This is a genomic window from Tessaracoccus bendigoensis DSM 12906 (genome assembly GCF_900141915.1).
GTDB lineage: Bacteria > Actinomycetota > Actinomycetes > Propionibacteriales > Propionibacteriaceae > Arachnia > Arachnia bendigoensis.
This window is the reverse complement of the sequence record NZ_FQZG01000132.1, coordinates 1-3657: the sequence shown is the minus strand read 5'-3', so window position 1 is coordinate 3657 and position 3657 is coordinate 1. Positions and strand designations below refer to the sequence as shown.

Below are 3657 nucleotides of genomic sequence, written 5' to 3'. Positions count from 1 at the left end.
GGTTCGACCCGGCCGATTTCACCCGGCAGGTCTTGAACCGTACCTTCTCGGCAACCAGTTCTGACAAGCCTGTTTGCTCCGCCAAACTCACCACCGGCACCAACCCAGCACACGAGATCAGGTTCTCATCATCGAAGATCGGGGTGGCCTTGCTCCAAACATGGTGTAGCTTCACTATCAGTGCCTTTTGTGTGCGGTAGATCAGGACGTCAACACTCCCGATTATCCCTACTCAGAAGGCACTCTCACACTCCGACCCGCCGCACCACCACCCACCGGTCCACGGATTCAGGTTCAGCTCCTCCGGCGGAACATCCAGCAACTGACGGCGGGCATCCAGAGCGTGCTGCAGCTGCTGGGTCCAGAACACCAACTGGTCGCAGGCCTCCGCCTCGCCCTTCGCAGCAACGATCAGCTGCTGCGTCTCCTCATCCGACATCTCCGTGGCCCCTTTCGCTGTCCTCGTGCTGTCCTGCCCCCTATGAACCCGGTCCAATCCCGGCCAGCGCGTAAACAAGTTCCAGCGACTCCACGCAGACAGGGAGCCCCTACGTGCCGGGCAGGAGGGGAGGCCGGCTAACCAGCGGCTGCTTGACCGTGGGAGGTGCAGGCAGGATTCCTGCTGAAGGGCCGGCGGGGCGGGGCAAGCCAGCGACGTCGTGCGGGCCGGAGTGTTCAGAGCGCAGCAGCAATGCCCGGTGAGCCGGCGTCAGGCACCGACCCGGAGTGGGCACTCCATCACGAACGCCCTAGGAACAATCTGGTGACCCTGGCGTCATGCCGCCAGCAGCAGTGGAGGAAGAGGCCGCCCGTGATCGAAGCCTCTCAGCACGGAGCCAATTCGGTCTCCGACAGCGCCGCCCGCCAACTCCCGTCGGGCATCTGCTCCATGAGGACCATGACCTTCATCGTCTGATCGGGCTGGATGACGCTCTCGCCGGGCTGGCCGGTGTCGATGTCGACGGTCTGCAAGTGTGCTGGGTCGAAGCAGTAGTTGATTTCCGAGGTGGTGACTCCATCGGTGTCGGTGGTCGGCTCAGCGATCACCGCGTCACGGAAGATCACATACCCCTTGCGGATCAGGTTGTTGTTCCGAAGCCGAACGATTCCAGCGACCGAATCGGTGGCTTCCTGACCCGTGCTGACGAGCTGGATCTCCGTCAGATCGGTCAGGTCGGGATTCCGGGCGAACTCGTCCATGGTGATCTCGTGGGTTTCCCAGGCGGCGCGGATCTCAGCCTGCACGCCAGATTCACCCGCCGGCTGATCGGGAAACCACTGGCTCACCGACAACTCCGCGCTCGGAGACTGGTCAGGGGTCAGAGACTGATCAGGGGTCGGCAGTGCACTGGAGGTGACAGGCGTCGGGGACGCGGCGGGACTCTGGGTGGTGGGCTGACCCTCAGCGGCGCACCCTGCCAAGAGTGCACTCAAGGCGGTCATGGTCACGGCTACTACCGCTGCACGTCGTGGGCTCATGGTCTAGATCATCTCCAACAGATCGATCACCGACTCGCCTCACCCGATTCGAGCGGCGACCAGTGTCGGGGAACTCAGGGTCGGTGTGCAGTCCTCGATGTGCGCTGGCAGACCGTCGAATGGGTCAGGCGGCGGTGCTGCGGGCTGCTTCGCGGAGGACCGTCAACGCTTTCCTGGCGCGGTACTGCAGCTGGTCGACGGTTTGCCCGGGCTGGACCAGCTGCACACACGCGGAGCGGGCGGTGATACCCGCGCTGGACCGCGACGAGATCCCGTCCTCGTGGGCGGTGACCGCCAGCGCGACCAGCAGATCCATATCCTCCCTGCTGAGCCCCGCCTCGGTCACCGCCCACCAGTACAGGTCGGTGGTGTGCAGTGGCCTCATGTACGCCCCGCGATGATTGAGGCGCTCCACCGCTTCGAAGTCCAGCGTGGCCCGATCCCGCCAGATCCGCTCCGCCGTCTCTCCCCAGCCGAAGTCGCGGTCGATCGCCCGACCGACGCGACGGGCGACCCCCTGCGGGATCCAGCCCTTCATCGGATCGTCCCACGGATACTGCGCCACCTCGCTCCACAGATAGCCAGCAGCCACATCCTCCAGATGCCTCACGTCAGGGGTCATGGAGGCCCGCCGCATGACGGTGGCCTCACATGCGGGCAGCACCAGGAACACCAGTACCGCTGTCGCGGCGGTCCGTGACTCCTCCACCAACGTCAGCCGACCCAACGCGAGGAACATCTCCCGGTCCTCCTGCCAGTCGACATCATCCATCCGCCACTGCGCGACCTCCCGGTGCGAGGCGAACCGGGTCAGCAGGGGCTCGTCCCTGGTCCAATGCGGCCAGGTGTCGTCGGCGGCCTGAAGTAGAGGGTCGAGATGGAGGGCGGCGCGCACGCTCATCGCAGGGGTCCTTTCGCGGTTGGTTCGCGATGAACCTCCCGCGGGCACCTCTCCCGTTCCCTACCCCCACACCCCGCCCCACGAGGGGTACGCGACCCCGATTCAGCGTCTGACTACGGGCGATGAACCTACCCCCGAAACTTCACCAGGCCGCTGGACAGCCACGCTCCAAGGCATGCAGCTAGGGGTGGTGCCACGTGCTTCTGCGGGTCTCTCAGCCTCGCCGACGCCCACTGTCCCGGGTGCCCCTGGTGTTGTGATCGTTTCACCCACCGCGGTGGACAACGCTGTGCACAACACGGGTTACGGTCCTCAGCCTGGGGTTCCCCAGTCGGGGCGGGGATGGGTGCGCGCCATCCATTTCTGGCTTCGGCCCAGGACTGCGGCGATCTCCGCCGATGTGACCCGGCTCCGCTGCAGCGACGCGATCAACGACCCCATCTCCTCGGCCGCCCGCAACAGCGCGTCGCGTTCCTCGCCGGTCAGGCGCCGCCACCGCACCTTGACCGGTCTCGGCTCCGCCAGAGCCGTCTGGCGGTTCTCAAGCTCAGCCTGGCGCGCGACGCGGCAGTCGTCACACAGCTTCCCCGGCACCGTCAGAATCGTCCCGCAACGCCCACACGGATGCGCACGACGCCGCGGCCTACCCGCCGACACGACCGCCAAAGACTCCTCATCAGCGATCCCGTGCCGATCCCGATACACCCGGACCGTGAGCTCATGGGAACGGGCCAGATGGATCCCGAGACTGGCGAACCGCTGCCCACACTCATGACACAAGACCCCCTCGGCGGTGCGATCCACCCTCCCCCACACGCCACGGCCACTCGGATCCCCAACCCTCAGATCGGCCGCGGTCGGCAGCCCCAAACCCCGCTTGACCCTCCTCGCATGGAAAACACACAGCGGACCAGCCGTCAGCGTCATGCACCCGAACGCCCCACACCGCGACACGCCTAGAGACTAGCCACTGCAAGGGCCCTCCACGCCTCCATCAGTTGCCCCCGCGAGGGACTGTACGTTTTCCGGTGTAACTCCGATGTAGGTGTGAAGTCTCACGAGATCGTGGACGGTTCTGTCTCGGGACATCGTGCACAGTGAGTCTCACGACATCGTGGGCACTGGGTGCGGGTGTGGGGTTTGGGCATGGACTTCAACCACGTGCCTGCCGACGTGCGGTGGGCGATCGCGAACTGGCCCGATGATGCCGAGCGGGGTGCGGTCACGCGCTTCTGCGAGCGGCACCAGATCAGTCGGGCGGTGTTCTACAAGATCCG

General features: G+C 65.6%; 4 protein-coding genes and 1 pseudogene. All 5 read right to left on the bottom strand.

The features are described from left to right. Positions 1-232: 232 nt before the first annotated feature. On the bottom strand, positions 233-439 hold the full coding sequence (locus BUC15_RS18590) for a hypothetical protein (protein ID WP_073191556.1): 207 nt from the start codon (positions 437-439) through the stop codon (positions 233-235). A 386-nt stretch (positions 440-825) separates the two neighbouring features. Further along, the gene (locus tag BUC15_RS18585; RefSeq protein WP_139280366.1) at positions 826-1287 is read right to left on the bottom strand and encodes a hypothetical protein; all 462 of its coding nucleotides are present in this window, start codon (positions 1285-1287) and stop codon (positions 826-828) included. Positions 1288-1603: 316 nt separating this feature from the next. Next, positions 1604-2380: a hypothetical protein gene (locus BUC15_RS18580; RefSeq protein ID WP_073191550.1), complete on the bottom strand. Its 777-nt coding sequence runs from the start codon at positions 2378-2380 to the stop codon at positions 1604-1606. 312 nt (positions 2381-2692) lie between these two features. After that, complete coding sequence (locus BUC15_RS20930; RefSeq protein ID WP_245788042.1) at positions 2693-2974, bottom strand: hypothetical protein; 282 nt, start codon at positions 2972-2974, stop codon at positions 2693-2695. 48 nt (positions 2975-3022) lie between these two features. Next, positions 3023-3307: pseudogene (locus BUC15_RS21340) on the bottom strand (MucR family transcriptional regulator); the annotation flags it as partial. Positions 3308-3657 lie beyond the last annotated feature (350 nt).

Bases quoted from the DNA above. Each gene is read 5' to 3' on its own strand.
- BUC15_RS18590 (WP_073191556.1), bottom strand. From the start codon at position 439: ATGTCGGATGAGGAGACGCAGCAGCTGATCGTTGCTGCGAAGGGCGAG.
- BUC15_RS18580 (WP_073191550.1), bottom strand. From the start codon at position 2,380: ATGAGCGTGCGCGCCGCCCTCCATCTCGACCCTCTACTTCAGGCCGCC.